The sequence below is a fragment of the Enterococcus raffinosus genome, assembly GCF_019175485.1.
GTDB classification, from domain to species: domain Bacteria; phylum Bacillota; class Bacilli; order Lactobacillales; family Enterococcaceae; genus Enterococcus_A; species Enterococcus_A raffinosus.
Map to the genome: position 1 here is coordinate 2,401,876 of NZ_CP072888.1, position 16,513 is coordinate 2,418,388.

Annotated in this window: 17 protein-coding genes and 1 pseudogene; 3 read left to right on the top strand and 15 right to left on the bottom strand. The window is 39.4% G+C overall.

Annotated elements, in window-relative coordinates; translation table 11 throughout:
- Positions 1–151: 151 nt before the first annotated feature.
- The 3 genes from dapB to J9537_RS11750 all read right to left on the bottom strand — a co-directional run bounded on the left by dapB (position 152) and on the right by J9537_RS11750 (position 2,948).
- Positions 152–952, bottom strand: coding sequence for a 4-hydroxy-tetrahydrodipicolinate reductase (gene dapB / locus J9537_RS11740; protein WP_010745571.1), 801 nt, complete (start codon positions 950–952; stop codon positions 152–154).
- A gap of 114 nt (positions 953–1,066) precedes the next feature.
- Positions 1,067–2,122 (bottom strand): hypothetical protein, encoded by a 1,056-nt coding sequence (locus J9537_RS11745; protein WP_010745570.1) that lies wholly within the window; start codon positions 2,120–2,122, stop codon positions 1,067–1,069.
- 178 nt (positions 2,123–2,300) lie between these two features.
- Complete coding sequence (locus J9537_RS11750) at positions 2,301–2,948, bottom strand: hypothetical protein (protein ID WP_010745569.1); 648 nt, start codon at positions 2,946–2,948, stop codon at positions 2,301–2,303.
- 228 nt (positions 2,949–3,176) lie between these two features.
- Here J9537_RS11750 and J9537_RS11755 point away from each other — a divergent pair, with 228 nt between their 5' ends.
- On the top strand, positions 3,177–3,398 hold the full coding sequence (locus J9537_RS11755; protein ID WP_010745568.1) for a hypothetical protein: 222 nt from the start codon (positions 3,177–3,179) through the stop codon (positions 3,396–3,398).
- 32 nt (positions 3,399–3,430) lie between these two features.
- Here the strand turns inward: J9537_RS11755 and J9537_RS11760 are convergent, their stop codons facing one another.
- The 3 genes from J9537_RS11760 to J9537_RS11770 are packed head-to-tail and all read right to left on the bottom strand — an operon-like array spanning position 3,431 to position 6,589.
- Positions 3,431–4,066 (bottom strand): TetR/AcrR family transcriptional regulator, encoded by a 636-nt coding sequence (locus J9537_RS11760; RefSeq protein ID WP_028020524.1) that lies wholly within the window; start codon positions 4,064–4,066, stop codon positions 3,431–3,433.
- A gap of 5 nt (positions 4,067–4,071) precedes the next feature.
- Positions 4,072–5,682: an ABC transporter permease gene (locus J9537_RS11765; protein ID WP_010745566.1), complete on the bottom strand. Its 1,611-nt coding sequence runs from the start codon at positions 5,680–5,682 to the stop codon at positions 4,072–4,074.
- A complete protein-coding gene (locus J9537_RS11770; RefSeq protein WP_010745565.1) occupies positions 5,672–6,589 on the bottom strand; it encodes an ABC transporter ATP-binding protein in 918 nt (305 codons plus the stop codon). The genes J9537_RS11765 and J9537_RS11770 overlap by 11 nt, the downstream gene beginning before the upstream one ends.
- Positions 6,590–6,794: 205 nt before the next feature.
- Here J9537_RS11770 and J9537_RS11775 point away from each other — a divergent pair, with 205 nt between their 5' ends.
- Positions 6,795–7,436, top strand: coding sequence for a DUF998 domain-containing protein (locus tag J9537_RS11775; RefSeq protein WP_010745564.1), 642 nt, complete (start codon positions 6,795–6,797; stop codon positions 7,434–7,436).
- 31 nt (positions 7,437–7,467) lie between these two features.
- On the opposite strand, the gene J9537_RS11780 is transcribed toward J9537_RS11775, so the two are convergent.
- The 5 genes from J9537_RS11780 to J9537_RS11800 all read right to left on the bottom strand — a co-directional run bounded on the left by J9537_RS11780 (position 7,468) and on the right by J9537_RS11800 (position 12,058).
- Positions 7,468–8,232, bottom strand: coding sequence for an acyl-CoA dehydratase activase (locus J9537_RS11780; protein WP_010745563.1), 765 nt, complete (start codon positions 8,230–8,232; stop codon positions 7,468–7,470).
- The gene (locus tag J9537_RS11785) at positions 8,220–9,398 is read right to left on the bottom strand and encodes a double-cubane-cluster-containing anaerobic reductase (RefSeq protein WP_010745562.1); all 1,179 of its coding nucleotides are present in this window, start codon (positions 9,396–9,398) and stop codon (positions 8,220–8,222) included. Before J9537_RS11785 ends, J9537_RS11780 begins: the two co-directional genes overlap by 13 nt.
- 637 nt (positions 9,399–10,035) lie before the next feature.
- The gene (locus J9537_RS11790) at positions 10,036–10,689 is read right to left on the bottom strand and encodes a TerC family protein (protein WP_028020522.1); all 654 of its coding nucleotides are present in this window, start codon (positions 10,687–10,689) and stop codon (positions 10,036–10,038) included.
- A gap of 144 nt (positions 10,690–10,833) precedes the next feature.
- On the bottom strand, positions 10,834–11,256 hold the full coding sequence (locus J9537_RS11795) for a DUF2000 domain-containing protein (protein WP_010745560.1): 423 nt from the start codon (positions 11,254–11,256) through the stop codon (positions 10,834–10,836).
- A 1-nt stretch (position 11,257) separates the two neighbouring features.
- Complete coding sequence (locus J9537_RS11800) at positions 11,258–12,058, bottom strand: helix-turn-helix domain-containing protein (protein WP_010745559.1); 801 nt, start codon at positions 12,056–12,058, stop codon at positions 11,258–11,260.
- A 126-nt stretch (positions 12,059–12,184) separates the two neighbouring features.
- On the opposite strand from J9537_RS11800, the pseudogene J9537_RS11805 reads away from it, so the two are divergent.
- Positions 12,185–12,914 (top strand): annotated as a pseudogene (locus tag J9537_RS11805) (DNA alkylation repair protein).
- Positions 12,915–12,959: 45 nt separating this feature from the next.
- Here J9537_RS11805 and J9537_RS11810 read toward each other — a convergent pair.
- The 4 genes from J9537_RS11810 to J9537_RS11825 all read right to left on the bottom strand — a co-directional run bounded on the left by J9537_RS11810 (position 12,960) and on the right by J9537_RS11825 (position 16,508).
- The gene (locus tag J9537_RS11810) at positions 12,960–14,645 is read right to left on the bottom strand and encodes an immunoglobulin-like domain-containing protein (RefSeq protein WP_218256176.1); all 1,686 of its coding nucleotides are present in this window, start codon (positions 14,643–14,645) and stop codon (positions 12,960–12,962) included.
- A 445-nt stretch (positions 14,646–15,090) separates the two neighbouring features.
- Positions 15,091–15,321 (bottom strand): LPXTG cell wall anchor domain-containing protein, encoded by a 231-nt coding sequence (locus tag J9537_RS11815; RefSeq protein ID WP_010745556.1) that lies wholly within the window; start codon positions 15,319–15,321, stop codon positions 15,091–15,093.
- Positions 15,322–15,338: 17 nt separating this feature from the next.
- Positions 15,339–15,953: a hypothetical protein gene (locus J9537_RS11820; RefSeq protein ID WP_010745555.1), complete on the bottom strand. Its 615-nt coding sequence runs from the start codon at positions 15,951–15,953 to the stop codon at positions 15,339–15,341.
- A 27-nt stretch (positions 15,954–15,980) separates the two neighbouring features.
- Positions 15,981–16,508, bottom strand: a complete 528-nt coding sequence (locus J9537_RS11825; protein ID WP_010745554.1) for a hypothetical protein — start codon at positions 16,506–16,508, stop codon at positions 15,981–15,983.
- Between the last annotated feature and the right edge of the window lie 5 nt (positions 16,509–16,513).

Consider the following 16,513-nt stretch of genomic DNA (forward strand, 5'->3'; position numbering starts at 1 on the left):
AATGATTGCACTCAATTTAGCATTTACAAAATGAGAAGTCAATCAATTAAATCTCAGATAATTTTAAAATAACTTTTTCTCTTGGGCATCTCAAAGAAAGCTGCTTTTAAATCAGCTTTTATAATTCTTCAAAAATAACTAAAATATTTTTCTATAATTTCAAGACATCTGCAACAGTATAATACCCTTTTTTTTGATTCGCTAAAAAGACGGCGCAGTCACATGCCCCTTTAGCAAAACCACGCCAATCAGTGGAATGGTGGCTGATTTCCAATCGCTCTCCGAAGCCGCCAAAGAAAACCGTATGACTGCTCGGTGTATCTCCCATACGTACAGAATGATACCCAATCGAGCCTTTTTTTCGTTCGCCGGCACCTTCCCGACCATAAATCGCTAACTCAGAGAGCTCTTCCCCCAATTCATGAGCAATCAGCTCCCCCATTTCCTTTGCTGTACCGCTTGGGGCATCTTTTTTCCAGCGATCATGCATCTCTACAATTTCAATATCTGTTTCGTCACCGATTGCCGCGGCGGTTAATTGCAGCAGTCGATTCATGACATTCACCAGTTTGGACGTATTTGCGGCATAAAGAATCGGTATCACTTCTCCCGCTTGATGGAATGCTTCCTTTTCCTTTGGACTAAAGCCTGTCGTCCCACAGACCAACGCTTTTTTATATTTTTTTGCTAAGCGCAAGGTCTCTAATCCCATTTCCTTCGAAGAAAAATCAATGATGACTTCACAGGATTCAATCACTCTGGCCAAGTCGTCCACAACTTCCACACCAAGCTCATTACCGATCATCGCCACTTGACCTAAATCTTGTCCAATATAATCGCGCCCTTTAGGACCAACTCCAGCAACCAGTGTAAATCTTTCATCTTCTGCGGCTATTTGCGTGATCAATCGCCCCATCTTCCCTTTTGGTCCAACAATTATTATTTTAATCAATGCTTCTCCTCCTTATTGATAAAACGGTTTCAAAAACAGTTTACCATGTACGGAGAAAGAAAAATCTTAAAAATAGACATTTGAAAGAAACCTTCTTTTTCAAGGCGATAAGAATTATTTACGATTCCTTTTCTTTCGTGAATTTGGTTTCTTTTTTCGTCCATACGGTGTATCTTTCAGCATCTTTTCTTTACGTTCTAGGTCCTTTTGCTTTTTACTTTTTGGTTTTGTATAAACTGTTTTATCTCGCTCATGGGCCGTAAGTGCTAATGATGTCTTTTTCGCAGTGCTTGATTTAGGTTCATCAATGACGGCAATTGTCCTGTGATCACTCCTTCCTTCAGATGGTCCTTCGCCCTCTTGAAACTGTCTTAACTCTGTCTTATGGTCTGCTTCAGAGATTTCTTGAATATTTCCTTCTTTTTCCTCATTGACAGCTCCCAACGTGGGATCATTTTTTCCTAGTGCTTCCCTATTTTCAGGGAAAAATGCCTCCAGTTTATCGATGATTTCCTGATTCGTCAGTTCTACGGATTCAAGCTCCTCCTGCTCATTATTCTTCGCAATAAGAGCTCTGCGTGTGCAATTCACAATATCAGATTTTTCAACTTTCACAAATCTTCTCACTCCAGCTTTTCGAAAAATCGTCAACATCGTCAGCAAATTTAATAAAGCATCTGCTTTTTCTGTTGCTATCTTTGGATCGGCATCCCCTAAATTCCAAGTGTGTAATTTACTATTGGCATCCTCAAAAACTGAAATGATTTTATATTGCTGCCCGTCTAGCGACTCAAGAGGTGTAGTCTTTTCTTGCAGGTAATTTTTATAAAAACCTAAGATTTCATTTAACTTGTGATACATCTTAGAATTTCCAAATAATCGATGCTTAACCTGTTTCCATTCACTTTGATCAAAGTAATGTTCAAAAAGAGGACAAAAACGTCTCAACATATCTGTTGGCTCCGTATGAAGATAGATTTCACGAATCAACTCAGTAAAAAGGAGAGAAAAATCTCCGACCACTAACGAATTTCTTATCATTACCGCAATAGCATACTCTATTATCGCAGCGGCATCCTGCGTTTCTTGATAGAAAAGTTCTACTTTCTTTTGTAAGGACTCTCTCTTCATTCCAAAAATTTGTCTTTGATTTAATGGTTGTACTAACATAATTCCGCATCCTTCCTATCCTAAAATAAGTTTTCAAAATAAGATACGTCAAGACATTGAAAAAGTACGTGGATTCGAAGAAAAAATACTCTAAATAAAGCTCATTTAAAAAAAAATGAGTTTTCTAAAATGAACTAGAGAAGAAAAAAATCACTTGAGAAATTTCTCTCAAGTGATTTTAGAAGAACATTCTTAAGAAGGTCCACAAGTAACGTAGTAATCGAAATAGAATGAATAAAAGGAAAATATTTCCTAGGATAAAGCTGACAGCATTGCCAGCACTGGCTTTTAAATTGCTTAAAGTAAAGCGTCTCAAAAATCGCGGCATCGAGTTATAACCATTGCGCTTCAAGCGGAAACTCTCTTCATAGGTGAGATCCAACATGTCATAATAGACGATTTGCAACGGTTCTCGTGAGAAGAAAGCTTTTGAAAAGCCGACCATCATTGTGTATTGCTTATTATTAGAGGGCAAATTGCGTACTCCCTTTTTGTTGATCCGAACCTTTTCATCGTCATCTATTACATTGTAGCTGTACTCTTCCTCTTGAATCTTATGAATCTGCACTTCCGGCTGATTTTCTGCAAGAAAAGCCTGATAAATTTCTGGAAATTTCTGCTTTTCCAAAAAAAGATATACGCCTAATCCAGCAATAAGTAGCATCAACACAACATTTAGAAATAAATTATCCTGAAAAATTCCACTGTATGCTAAAAGAATGATAAGAGCGACTCCGCAAATAACCAGACGCTTCCAATAATAGTTTTGATACATTATTTTAATCGTACGTTCATAATACTCAAAATCGGATCCAGCAAAATCCATTGATTTAGCTCCCTTCCTAAAACTCTTAAATTTAGTATAGCGGAGCAAAGATAGGCTGTCAGTTCCTTTTTATCATAAAAAAGAAATCACATCATACCTTTAGACTAATTTAAAAAGTTTTTGTGAAAACCATTACTTTTTTTCGCTCCCCCCTGTCATAATCATTTTGTGGGAGTATAATGAATAGTGTAAAAACGATTACGTTTAATCAAGTGAAGGGGTACACTTATGAAGATCGCCATCATTTTCTCAACCATAATACTTGTTCTAGCAAATTTTTATCTTTTTCTCGTTTATTTCAAAGAGAAGAAGATTGATGATAAATTGGAACGTCTAGCTGTGATGTTCGGTACCAATATGAGTGTATTATTTGTCGATAGCTTGATTCTTTTCTTTGGTGCTTTAGCAGAAGAAGGTCTATTCTTAATGACAATCTTAAGTGATTTCTAAAAAATCTGCGTCCCATATTAGGACGCAGATTTTTATTGTTTTACAAAGCCATACTCAAGAATCTCTAGCTTGCGCTTTAAACGATCAATTAACGGCAGAAAATCTTCAATCGTTTTCCACTCAGGATGTTGCACTAGCTCCTGTTGGATCTTTGTCGTCTCATTCGTCAATACTGCATAGATAATCTCCAAGACATCTTGTTCCTGAACCTCTTCTCGCAAGGGAAGCTTGCTGATTACCTCATCGGTCAGCGTCAAACTTCGATTAATATCCGTATTAAATCGTTCAGTCATAGCTTTTCGTAATGGTTCAGGCAACAAGGGCATTTCCGCATAAGCCTTCATTATAAAATCGAACTCCATTGGATATTTTAGCTGCAATTCAATCTTATATTTGGTAGCGTCCACTACCATCTCTAGTAAATCCGAAGCCTTCGTCCAGTCCGAATAATCGATTTGTTGATATAAAAATTCGGAAGCATAACGATACGTTTCTTGATATAAACCGCCTTTATTTCCATAATAATGAAACAATAATCCTTTTGATACACCCGCTTCTTCAGCGATTTCATCAGTCTTGGTTTCACGGTAGCCATACTGCCCGAATAGTTTGGCACTGGAAGCTAGAATGCTTTTTTCCTTCTGCGGATCTTTTGCTATTTTCTTCATCCGAATCACCCCAAATCTCGCTTATTATAGCCCAAGATGCCCAGAACCGTTAAAACTAGAAAAGCAGCGGTTAAAAAAATCACTACTGTATTATCAGCGTTTTCTGTCGGAACTTTTCCCACCCAGCCAAAAGGTGAGATATTCGCTACATCATCAGAAAGATTTAATAACGGACCTAACATTTTGACCAAAACACTAGCAGCCAAGTAAAGCCAGAGAATATTGGTTAATTTCGGAAAAGCTCCTGTGAAGAATATAGCGATTCCCACAAAGAATAATGTCGCAGGTAAAAAACCTAACAGCACTTGCCAAAAGTATTTAATCGCGAGGGGATCATCCATCATCCCATTTCCAATAAAGAACGCTCCGGCTAAAGTCCCTGTAAAAACGAGAATACTCACAAAGGTTCCCACGCCGAAATAGCTCAGTGCCAGACGAGTCTTAGAAATACTTTTTGAGTGCAAAATTTCTAAATAGCCTTTTTTATCGTCTGATTTCAAACGGAAAATAATCAATATCCCGCTGATAGCAGCGATCGCTACAAAAAACAGTGCCAACATATTTAAATAGTTTAAGATCAACTCTCGATTGGCTGCATTGATTTGAGTCACACCAAGTATTTTCCGATAGGTCGGATTACTCCCTATGATATCTCCGATCGTACTAAAAACCGAACCATAGGCCGCACCTAATATAACCCCGCCAAATACCCAACCGATAATACTATTGCGTTCTATCGTAAGAACCAGGCCTAATGGAGAAGACAACAGTTTCCCTGCTTTAGGCTTTCCATTTCGAGCCGCTAAAATACCACTACCTATGTCTCGCCTTTCTACAATCTTGACAGCAATCAATAAACAAATAAGACCTAAGCCTATCATCAAAGCGATTGGCAGCCAATGATCATGAGTATAAATTGCTGTCTTTTGAATCCAGCCAACAGGTGATAGCCACGTCCATCTAGGATCTGTCACATCCGTAATCATCCGGATAATATAGAAGAAGCCATACAATCCATAACTCATAAAGCTCGCACTGCGAGAATTATTTGCCAGTTGTGCCATTAATAAGCTGATAAAACCAAACATCATTCCACAACTAGCAAGGCCGATACCCATTAAGAAATTTCCTTGTATCGTCGCGCCATTTAAATCAGCAACAAACAAGCTGATAACATATAAAGAGCCCATCGATCCATTGATCAAAAGTATTTCAAGGATCGTTGCATAAATAGGCGCCAAGCGTCCAACTGTTCGTGATCGAACCATTTCTAATAAGCCAGAATCTTCCTCTGTTCGCGTGTTTGAGATGGCTAAGGAAATATTCATAAAAACCATGAACATCGCTAGGAATACCAACATTTCATGAGCGAAAACAGTTGCGGTCGTATATGACTTCTCTGCTGAAAATTCACCAAAAAGTGAAACCATTGCAGGTGTTTTCAAGGTTTCAACAATCGCATTGATATCTTCTTGGGTCCCAAACAGCACGTGGAACTCCATCGCTGCCGCTGCAAATAATCCCACTAAGAGCACGAGCCAGATAACATGCTTGATGCGATTTTGCTTCAAATTGGCCTTTAATAAATAGCTGGTCTTAGTTCCGCTATGCCCCATACGAATCAACTCCTTGTTTTTCGTAATAGCGCATAAATAAGTCTTCTAATGTTGGAGGCGTAGACGTTAAGTTAACAATTTGCTTATCTGCCAAAAAAATCATGATTTGCGTCATTTGTTCACGATCCACAGACAACACCGCTTGGTGATGGTTTTCTTCAGAAAAAACAACTTTATGGACCCCTGTTAACTGGTCAATCCCATCTAAAGTAGATTTGGTTTCAACGGTGATTTCTATTCTGGTTAGATGCCGCATCGAAGCTAAATCACCGGTCTCAATAATCTCACCTTCGCGAATGATGGCGATTCGATCACACATCTTTTCTACTTCCGATAAAATATGACTGGAAAGCAAGATGCTTTTTCCTGCTTCTTTCAGCTTCAACACCTCCTCCTGAAAGGATTTCTCATTCAGAGGATCTAAGCCAGAAGTTGGTTCATCAAAGATATACAATTCCGCTTCCTGTGAAAGTGCGGCTATCAATGCTATTTTCTGACGATTTCCTTTTGAGTAGGTTCGCGCTTTTTTCTTCGGGTCCAACTGGAACTTCTCAATCAGCTCTTCTGTTTTCTGCGTACGTTTCTGTCCGTTTAACCGTAGAAGCAGGTCAATGATTTCACCACCAGTTAGATTCGGCCATAGGTAAACATCGCCAGGTACATAGGCAATCCCCTTGTGAATCTCCGTATCCTCCTTCCAGACATCCTTTCCAAAAATCGTTGCTTCACCACCAGACTTCTTCAACATTCCCAATAGAATTCGAATGGTCGTTGATTTTCCCGAACCATTTGGTCCAATAAATCCTAATACCTCACCTTTTTTTACATCAAAGGTGACATCCTTCAAGGCTTGGAATTTCCCAAATTTTTTCTCTACTTTACTCAATGATACGATTTGATTATCCATCGTTCTCCCTCCTCTTCCAAACGTTCCCCTATTCAACATTCAATACTATAAATAGAGCATATACTTCCTTGACTAGCCAGTCAATTCAATCTCACTTTTTTTCATCTTTAGAAAAAAAGTGAGAAAAATAGCTTTATTCCCTTATTTCTCGTATTTTAAGAAGAAATAAAGTATCATGGAGAAAACTTTTTGTAAGGAGTGCCAAATGCGTATTCTTAAGAAATTCTCCCCGTTATTTTTGATTCTTGCGGTCATTGGGGATTTTTCATTGCCTTATTATCTAGGTCGGTCCTATCCTGGTTTTGACCAAATGACAATGATTATTAGCCAGTTGGGTGAATCCACTAGTCCTGTCCAAACATATTTCAACAATGGTTCGATCATCACAGGCAGCTTGTTCATCTTATCAAGTATAGGGGTCTATGACTTTTTTCAATCTGAATCAAAGGGTTTAGCACAAATTGTAGCGGGTGCGATCGCACTCTATGGTTTTGGCGACTGTCTCTTGACAGGTTTAATAAAAATCAGTGATACCGCTAGTTTCTTTAATCCTGCTTACTTTCTACATGCAGCCTTCTCTGGAATAGCCATGGTAGCGATGATGTTCGTTCCGCTACTATTGGCTTATCAAGCTAGTCTGAAGCGTCAGAAAGTCGTTTCACTTTTTTATGCTGTTTGTTTACTTGGTTCACTCTTAGCATTGTTCCTATTTGCGGCATACTACTTACCGATCATTGGCAGTCTCTTGTCGTCTACACGCGGTTTTTGGCAGCGTCTATCACTCTTTTTCCTATATCTCCCTGCACTCAGTATTGCCTTTAGACAACTCGCTCACAAAAAAAGATGATGCGGACTTAATTGCCGCATCATCTTTTTACTTATTTTAATTTTTTTATCCCAATTTGAGCTGCTCCGATGGCGCCGGCATATTGCGACAGCTCATCACATTTTACTGGTCCTGCCACATAACGCTCCAACACTTTTGCAAAGGCCGCACTTTTTGACAGACCGCCAGTGAAAAGGACCTCTTCCCCGCGCGCGGGTCTTAGTTTAGAATACTGACTGCTGATCCGCTGAGCAATAGAATGAAGAACACCTAGTGCGATATCCTCCCGATTCTCTCCTTTTGAGATCAAACTAATGACTTCTGATTCAGCGAAGACTGTGCACATACTGTTGATGGTGACTGGCTGCGCCTCTTGAACAAATTGATCCAAGTCGCAAATATCTTCACCTAGTGTCCGCATCATAACCTCTACGAAACGTCCAGTACCAGCCGCACAACGATCATTCATACTGAATTCCGTCACGTTTCCTTTCCCATTTAGCTGAATCGTCTTGCAATCTTGTCCGCCTATATCAATGACCTGTCTCACTCCAGGACGTAAAAATTCGGCACCTTTACCATGACAGGTAATCTCCGTAACGACTAGATCCGCTGGCAGAAGTTTTCTGCCGTACCCCGTTGTCACAAGCTTCACATCACTCAGTTCATCGTTTCGTTTAAAATAATCAACAACCTCCGACATCGCTTTTTTGGGATTTCCAGCAGTAGGGATTAAATATTTATCGATCAATTCCTCACCGGAAAAAAGTACGCCTTTTGTTGTCGTAGAACCAGAATCTAATCCTATTGTGTACATACAGTCTCTTCCTCTAACATTTCGATAAATGCGGTCACGCGTGTGTTGATTTGTTCGATATCTGAAGTTGAATAATCTGTCTCTAAATACATGTAAGGGATTTGTTTCTCCTCATTCAAGAAACGTTTGATTTTCAAGGATTCCACAGAAAATGGAATACAGTTTTGCAAGACCATATCGATTACCCCATCAACCTGATAATCATCGATCATTTGACTCAGCAGCTCTTTTCGCGGCTGATTATTCGACATACAGGCACAGCCGATATTGATATATTTATCTGTCAATGCTTGGTAAACATCCTCTTCTGTCTCATCAACTAAGCGTTCAACAGCCTTCGCTACCGTACAATTCTCGTACGCCACTACTAACCCGCCATTTTCTTCAATCGCCCGAATGACTTTTTCCGTAACGCCCCCCATTGGTGAACCGGTTATTAAAATGCGCGGTTTGGCATCCAAACGTTCGCCGGCCTCATACTTTTCTTTTACTTTAGCGGTCGTCTCTTCCAACATTTGAATTACTTCTTCTTTATCAAACTTGTATTGTGATCCATACATCACTTGGAAAATTTCTTGTCCAGTGATTGCTGGCGGATTCAATTGCCCTAAACGATAGAAATCTTGCTTCGCCTGACGCTCACGGTTTTTCAAGACGATTGCTTCACTAATCTTCTCATCCGTGATTTCAACATCTAAGAAATCCTCCAGCTTTTCTTTAAAGCGAACCAACTCGCTGTACCATAATTTTTTACTCTCTTCGGTATCACGCATATGAGGCAATTGCATCAAATAAGTATCCTTGAACTCCTCCATATACTCATACATTTTTTTCTTACCATCGCAGGTCGTCTCACCAACAACTAAATCAGAAAAATAGAAATACGGGCACTTGTCGGTTTTACCGAACCCGTAACTCGATTTGATCAAAGGACACAAATTCCGTGGCAAATCTTCTTCCGCATCGGGAATTGTCTCATCTGAAGTCGAACACAGACTAATCTGGATCGCTCCGCCTGCAAGCACCAATTCCTCCGGCATGAAAGTACAATAGACCCCCACAACCGGCTTGCCCTGCTCTTTAATTTCTTTAACTGTTAAAAATCCCTGTCTTCTTGCTTCTCCAAATTCATCAAAAATCTCTGGTAAGCTCGTTCTTAATTCCATGTTATCCATTCCTTCCCATTTTGAGGATTTTCTCTTTAGATTTCTTCTAAATCACCTGATACTCCGCAATTCAGTTTTTCCTCCAACAGAAAAAGAGCACACCAAAGAAGGCTGCTCCTGGATAATTTTTTAGCTTAATCGATCCGAGGAGGAAAAATATTTAATTGACGCGCTTAGAACCTCTAAGTTTTGCGGTACTCAAAGTCATCGCTTAAACATTTCTTCCACCTCCAGATGTATTGCTTCAAATTTTCGATAGATGCTCATCTAACGCATCCACAAAGTTTGTGTAAACACTTACAATCACTCCCTAAGTATAACGAAGGGAATTTTTTCCCGCAATACTTCCAAAAGAGAATCGTTCTCACTCTGCTTTCTCATTGTCAGTATCTATAAACAATTAAAAAAACTGTAGTATGTTAATTGTGTCACCTCAAAGGATCTGATCCACGAGCTTTATAACTTGCCCGCTCATCAAACGGTCATCGTCACAAATCGCTATACTCTTATCCATTTTCTTGCTGATAACATCTGTGTATTATCCTCGAATTTGACCAATTCCACTCAGTTATTTGGTTTGTCTATATCAGTCAAAAAAACTGCCGTAAGTGGTTTACGACAGTTTTCGTTATTCGTATTAAGATTTTTTTCGGTTAAATAGGAAATACATCCCTGCTAATAAGGCACAGGAAACAAATGATATCAAATGCCCATTGCTCAGACCTCTTAACAAATGGTGGATAAAATTGTCTTCCACCAGCATTGTACCGGCTGTATAAGCGATCAATAACGCTCCGATCCAGATCAACCAAGGGAAACGATTCATCAGTCTCAAAATAATCTGGCTGCCAAAAATCACAATCGGTATACTGATAATCAAGCCTAACACGGCTAAACCGAAATGCCCATCGGCTACACCAGCAATCGCCAAAACATTGTCCAGACTCATGACCAGATCCGCAATAATAATCGTGCGAACTGCAGATAAGAGCGTCATCTCACTCTTCACAGCTGCCTCCTCGCCATTTGATTTCAATAAGTCATACGCGATGTAAAACAGCAAGACGGCTCCAACGATTTTTACATATGGAACCGTCAATAATTCAACCGCGATCAGCATTAATAGAATTCGCAGAACAACCGCTCCTGCTGTTCCAATCACGATTGCTTTATTCTGTGAACTGGCTGGAAGCTTGCGAGTAGCTAAAGCAATCACCACCGCATTATCTCCGCTTAATACCAAATTCAATAGGATAATCGAAAGAATTTTTGATACGATTTCAATACTCATTAATTTATTCCACGCCCTTAGTTCGTATTCGAGCAGCCTTTTTCATCAGGCGTTCTCTTTTAAAACATATTTCTTGTCTAAAATAGCACGATTTACTGAAAAAAGCATGAAAATGAACTAATGTTTTCGTTTGAGCACGAGCTGTCAGCGCAGAAGCGGCAAACTGCCGGTCAACTTATTGACTTGTTTCTTATTACCGAATAATGTCAGACCGAAATAGTCAATCGCTGCTTCTGGGACATCCTTCATCTTTTCAATATATTCCTCATAGGTTTTACATCCCTGTGCGACATCAAAAAAATCGACGACCGTTACTTTTTCAAAACTTGGTTCATAGAGTCGTTCTCGCATCGTTCGTAAAAATTCCCTATTCCCTTTTAAAATCGGAATCGGGAATTCAATAATGCCCTGGTGCTGATAACCGCTTTGGTCAATGACATCTTGACCCACTACCTCAGGAAACAGTTTTCCGATCGTTACACCCATTACAGCCGTACTATTTGCAATAATTCCTAACGGCATGGATTCGTCCACTACCATCACGCATTTCAGTTCATCCATTGACATGTTATTCCTCATTTCTTTTTTCAAAAATTGTTCGATATTGGTTCGGAGTCAAGCCAATGAAGCGGCTGAAATAATTTGTAAAGTGACTCTGATCATAAAAGCCTGTCCGATCAGCGGTCTCTGTTAGACTGCAGCCTTGCTCCAATAGCTCCTTTGCCTTAACGATTCGAAACGTTTCAAGATAGCGATAAGGGGTGATTCCTTTTTCTTTGGTAAATTGACGAACCAGCGAATGCTTATTCAAATGGACGACCTCGCAAAGCTGGCCCAAAGTGATTTTCTGATCATAATGAGTTTCCAAATAGCCGCACACCTGTGCAATCGTCTCCTGTTCCTCTGTTGTTGTGACAGGAGTTTTTTGAGTATACCGCAGCAATTCTTCAAGAAACAAAAGAAACAGTGTCTCCCTCTCTTCTTTCTCTCCTTGCTTCATGATGGCATCATGCAAGCGTCGATAGTCTTCGGCCATACTGGTTTGTTCTTGCATTGGCGTAAGAAATTTAGGCAGTTCGCTGCCTGTGAAGGGCTGAAAGGGCTCCTTCTTAATATTGATGCAAAGATAGGTTAGGCGTTCACCATCGACTCCCTCACAGCTATGATTATCATAAGGATTGAAGGTAATGAGGTCTCCAGGAACTAAGACATACTCCTTACCATTGACCACTAGCCTCCGTTCCCCCTCTTCAATCAACCCTACTACGTAATAATCATGAAAGTGATTGGGAAAGTTTTGCGACACGCCTGTAAAAGAATACGCTTCTACATTTAAGTCTGCATCGTAGCAGATAATTTTTTGATTCAACGTCTCGCCTCCTTGTTTTCCTTATTGTATCAAGTCTTTTCCTCGATCGCTTGGAAGATATTGACTATTTAAGAAAAGACTGATTTTTATGGTATGATCAAAAGAAAGGAATGGAGGCGGATACATTTGAAGCATAAAGATCATTATAATGATCAATACATTTTTAGATTTATCAGAAAAGCTGTCTAGGGCACAGCCAGACTTTAACAGAGAAAATTTTACATCTGAGCTCATTGGTAACCTGGAGGACAAAGAATTATTTGCTCGGTTTGATTTCATCGTTGACGCTCTGGAAAAGAATTTAAAGGGAGAGTACGAAGAAAGAATCCACGTCTTCCAGCAAATCCTCGGTCCTGAACTGGAACAAGCGACAGGAATGTTTAGCTTTGGCTGGTGGCTCTGGCCCATCGGCCGCTATGTTGAGCGTCACGGCAATGAAGATTGGAAAGTTTCGTTGGCCTTTTTAAAAGAATTAACGAAGCGCTTTACAGGAGAATATGCGATTCGTCCACTGCTAAAGGAGCATCCTAAGGAAATCATGGATGAATTGATCTTATGGAGCAAAGAAGACAATGTTCATGTACGCCGCTTAGCTTGTGAAGGCGTTCGAATCCGCTTGCCTTGGTCGGAAAAGCTCTACGTCGCGATTGACGAGTTTGCGCGCTATTCCGAAATTTTGACGAATTTGAAGGACGATCCTGAGAAATTTGTTCAAAAAAGTGTCGGCAATAATTTGAATGACCTCTACAAAGATGCTCCTGAAAAAGCCGATCAGCTGATTAACGAATGGCGCAAAACACCTTCGAGTAAAGCACAAGAATGGATTATTAAACATGGTCGCAGGAATCAAAAATAGTATAAAAATACTTCCTTCAAATGGATTGAAGGAAGCATTTTTGCTTTAGTTTACTTTTTTCAAACGTTTAAGTGCAAATGCTGCGAGCACCATGAAGCTACCAATCACGGTCACAGTCAGACTAGTTGATTCTTCGCCTGTTTTCGGTAATTGTTTGCTACTTTGTGTCGTCGTACGAACTGGCGTTGCCTTTTTATTAGCCATATTGGTCACTTTGTTTCCAGTGCCAGCTACATTTTTCGTGTCTCCAGTTGGATTGACTGGCTCTGCGTTTGGACGATTTTTCACCGTCAAAGTGATCGCTTTTGTACTTGTTTCACCTTCTGGGGTAGACGCGTAGAACTCAATCGCATGTTCCCCAGTTTCTACTAATGTATTATCCGCAAGTTTTACCTTAATCTCTCCATTAGTCACTTTAAATCCATCGATCGTATCATCAGGATTTTCTGTTTTCGCCCAAGCTAGGATCATATCTTCATCTAATTTATCGCCAACGTACATAACTTTATTGTCTACTAAAATTTTTGGTGTACGCTTTTCAGCTTTTTCAGTTACCTTTACATCCATCGTTTTCGTAACAGTTGCACCCGTTGAAGCCAATGCAGTATACGTCACTTTGTAGTCCCCTGTTTTCGTCGTGTCTACATTTGAATCTGCCCAAACACCAACTCCGCCAGTCGCACTTGCTTTTGCAAGTTTCTCTTCTTTACCTGAAGCATTCAATACATATGCTTGCGCAAAGCTGTAAGGATCAAAGTCTTGTCCTAGTTCAAGCGTCAACGTTGATTGCGCATCTAAACGAATTGTATCCTTCGTGTCAAGAACGGTGATGTTTACTGTTTTTTTAGTCACTGTGTTGTATTCAGAAACCACAGAAATCTGAACTGCTAAAGTTCCCGGTTTCTCTGTTGAGTGATTTCCCGCTACCGCAATATTCGCTGCTGCGGTAGGCACTGTTGTACCATCCGGTTTTCTGATAACAATTCGCTCACGAATCGCTTGGATGTAGTCACTGCCTTTTGGCAAACTAAAATCAGCGATCTCAATTGCATACATCCCAATATTGTCTTCAACTACTCGAATAATCGCCCATTGATTTGTGGTATTTCCCTGTGAGTTTGTTACGGAATATTTCAATAAATATTCGCCAACTTTACTTGTATCAACCGTTCCTTCACAGGTGATCTTAGCCGTTAAATCACCATCCTTTTTATCGGTCGCGCTGACCCCTTCCATTGGATTGAATTTGCTGCCTTTTCTAATTGACTGAGTTGGTAGAAAATTGATCGCCGGGTGTGTATCCGTTGGTTCATTTGAAGGAAATTCTTCAACATCCAAAGGCTTTACGTCAACTTTATCTGTGCTAGTAGTCGTTGTTTCAGTAGATTTCTCCGACTCTTTACTTGCGGGTACCTCTGTTTTCGGTTTTTCCGCAGGTTTTACTGTGCCGCTTTCAGTCGTCGGCTTCGTTTCTTTTCCGCCTGTCGTCTGACTGCTGCTTCCAGTCGAAGTACTTGGTTTCTTAGCAGGCGTACTTGGAACAGTCGGTTTCTCTTTTGACGGAGTAGGAACGCTCGGTTGAGGCTTTACAGCTTCCTCAGCAGGCTTTGCCACCTCACTTGTCGCTGTCGTTGTTTGCTGTTCTTCTGTCGCCAGTGCTGTTGGCGCAGCTAATAATGCAGGTACCAACAATCCTGCAAGTGCTGCACACGTCAATTGCTTTCTTTTCATTTTTTCTCCTTTTCCCCCTCAATGAATGAACGCTTCATTATGAAGTTTCTTCAAATCTTTTGATACCGCTCAACTCTTTAAAAATATAGAATGTTATTTCAAAAAAGTAAAACACCTTTTTCCGACTATTACCTATAGTCACCGTTTTGTTTAAAATAACAAAAATAAAAATAAGAAACGGATATTTATTTGAAGATAACATAAAACAAACGCTTTAGCAACGCTATTTTTTTCGTATGATAATTATATTTATTTTATTAAATCGATAAATAAAAGAACGTTTTTTTAAATTCTTTTTTTTAATTTATTGTTCTTTTTATTGATAGAATAAACGAATAATTAAAAATGTATTTAATATTCGAATGATCGTTCTTTAAAAATTTGTATACCATTTTTAAAGGACTACCATTCACCTTGTTTTCATCTAACGAAAAAGGAAGACACCTCAATCGGTTGTCTTCCTTTTCTTCACTAGTAGTAGGAGTAGCAATAAACAAACTCCAGAAAATAATAAATACTTGCTTTGCAGCTCCCCTGTTTTAGGATAGCTAGTGGTGACTTGAACATTCGTAATTTGTTTGGTTATATTCTTTTGTGGTTCAGTAACAGGAATTACTTGCTCCGTTGATGAATCCTGCGAACCCAAGATTCCTTCAATATAAATTGTACTTTTCATGAAATTGCTTCCTTAAATTAAGGAGCTACTGAGGTGCCATCTTTGCCTAGAGCTTCAAAAGCTAGTGTCAAGGTATGATTCGTTTTTTCGGCTTTTGCTTTATAGTATTCATCTTTTGTTGTTCCAGAATAGTTATATGAAGTTGTTTTAGCGTAACTATCGACCGTATCAGAATCTACATTCACTTTGCCTTGATTATTGGCTAATGTTAAAAAATCACCAGCAACGAAGGATTTTAAATCAACAGATTGTTCCGCATCAGCATAATCTTTTCCACTAATTTTTAACGCATCAACATTGTCTAGGTTCCCTGAATCTACAGTGAAGTCTAATACCGATACTTTAACTGCACGTCCAGAGTTATTAGTGATTGTGTAATCAGGAGACGTAATAGTTTTGTGCTGTGACTCCTTTGTTGTATAGAAAATATTTGCCGTATCTACTGTTACGTTAATCCAATCGTTCGATCCTTCATCAATATTTGGCGCGTTTTCATCCGTATTATCTTGTCCTAAAGACCCATCTACAGTGATTGAGGCCGAATCAGTTCCATTAACCTCCGCCGCAAAGACACTCGCTGCTCCGCCACTTAAAAATCCCATTAATAATAATCCGCACAAAATCTTTTTCATCTGTAATCTTCTCCTCTTTTTTTATTATTAGTTTTTGACATGAATTGTAATTTTCGCTGCAACCTCTCCCTTTTTCTCTTTTGTTTCATCATCATATAAAGAGAACTTCGCCGTAGCCGGGTAATCTCCCTTTGATAATTTCTTTTCTAATTTTACTTCTTTCACCTCATAGCCAGGTTGAATCGCACCTGAAGTATAAATCACTTCACCAGTATCATTTCGAGAAATTTCAACATTAACAGGATACGCATTATGAGCTGGATTTTGAATGGTCAGCTCTCCGGCTTTATCACTTGTTTCAAAAGTTGCCTCTGGCACAATAATCATATTGAACTTGCTGCGATCAACTTTCTCTTGTGCCATTTTCTTCAACTCACTGTCACTGATCTTTTCGGCATCTTTACCTTCTGGTAAAAATTCTCCACTTACTATCGAAACGGGTTTTTCTTCTTGTCTAGTAAAGAAATAGGCACCGATACCGCCGAAAATCAGTAATAATAGCAATAAAATCAGTAACCATTTCTCTTTTTTTTCTTGTTGTTTTTCTTCAATCATATAAA